The sequence below is a fragment of the Psychrobacter sp. Ps7 genome (genome assembly GCF_022129225.1).
GTDB classification, from domain to species: Bacteria; Pseudomonadota; Gammaproteobacteria; order Pseudomonadales; family Moraxellaceae; genus Psychrobacter; species Psychrobacter immobilis_A.
On record NZ_JADQAH010000080.1, the window covers coordinates 1 to 1,167 of the forward strand.

At 43.3% G+C, this 1,167-nt stretch carries 1 protein-coding gene; it reads left to right on the forward strand.

What is annotated here, in order from left to right:
* Window positions 1–48: 48 nt before the first annotated feature.
* Window positions 49–1,125 (forward strand): transposase, encoded by a 1,077-nt coding sequence (locus I3257_RS14095; protein WP_238050168.1) that lies wholly within the window; start codon window positions 49–51, stop codon window positions 1,123–1,125.
* Window positions 1,126–1,167 lie beyond the last annotated feature (42 nt).

Genomic DNA, 1,167 nt, shown 5'->3' on the forward strand with positions numbered 1-1,167 from the left:
GATTGAACATACCTTGATAACCAAATACATTGAGATCATAATTACCCCATGAAAACGCTCAAACTACGCATCAAAGACAAACATGCCACTCAGCTAAATATCTTAGCGGGGTCGGTTAACTTTGTCTGGAATTACGTCAATGAGCTAAGTTTTAAACACCTCAAGCGTACTGGTCAATTCTTTTCGGCTTATGATTTGGCTACTTACACCAAAGGTGCGGGTGAATATCTAAACCTGCACAGCCAAACCTTACAAGCAGTGACCGAAACCCACGCCAAGGCTCGTAAACAGTTTAAAAAAGCCAAACTCAACTGGCGCACCAATAATCCTAGAGCCAAACGTAGTTCTCTTGGTTGGATTCCGTTTAAAAAGACCGCTATTAAGCATATCAGCACCCGCCAAAGTGGTAAAAAGTGTCTAAAAAGCACCCTGCAATTCAGCTTAGCTAAAGGTAAAAAACTCACTATTGACCTATGGGACAGCTATAACTTAGCGCTCTACACCATCAATACTTGCGAATTGGTACAGGACCATCGCGGTCACTGGTACGTCTGTGTGACGGTTAAAGAATTTCCAAAAACAGCGTGTGGCACTGGTCAAGTCGGTATTGATTTAGGTTGCAAAGATTCAGCAGTCAGTAGTGATGGCGACAAACTACAAACCAAAGTCACTCATCAATATGCTGAAAAACTGGCCATTGCTCAAAGAGCTAAGAATAAAAAGCGGGTCAAGGCCATTCACGCCAAGATTAAAAATACCCGTCAAGACCTTATTCATAAATTCACATCAAAGCTTGTCAAAGCCAACAGCCTAATTGTTGTTGGTAAAATAAAATCAACATCATTCACTAAGGGCAAACTTGCCAAATCCGTCTATGACGCAGGTTGGTTTGAAATTAAGCGGCAACTGGATTATAAATGCGCGAACGCAGGTTGCCACTATATCGAAGTGAATGAAGCGTACACCACCCAAACCTGCTCGTGTTGCGGCTCTCGCCAAGACAGTCCGAAAGGTAGATCAGCGCTTGGTATAAGAGTATGGTTTTGTCGTTCTTGTAAAACGACCCATAACAGAGATGTTAATGGAGCAAAAAACATTCTCGCGGTCGGGCTTGGCCGTCTTTAGTAGGAATCCCCCTCCTTTGAGGGCGGGGAGGAAGTCAAAGTT

Bases quoted from the DNA above. Each gene is read 5' to 3' on its own strand.
- I3257_RS14095 (WP_238050168.1), top strand. From the start codon at position 49: ATGAAAACGCTCAAACTACGCATCAAAGACAAACATGCCACTCAGCTA.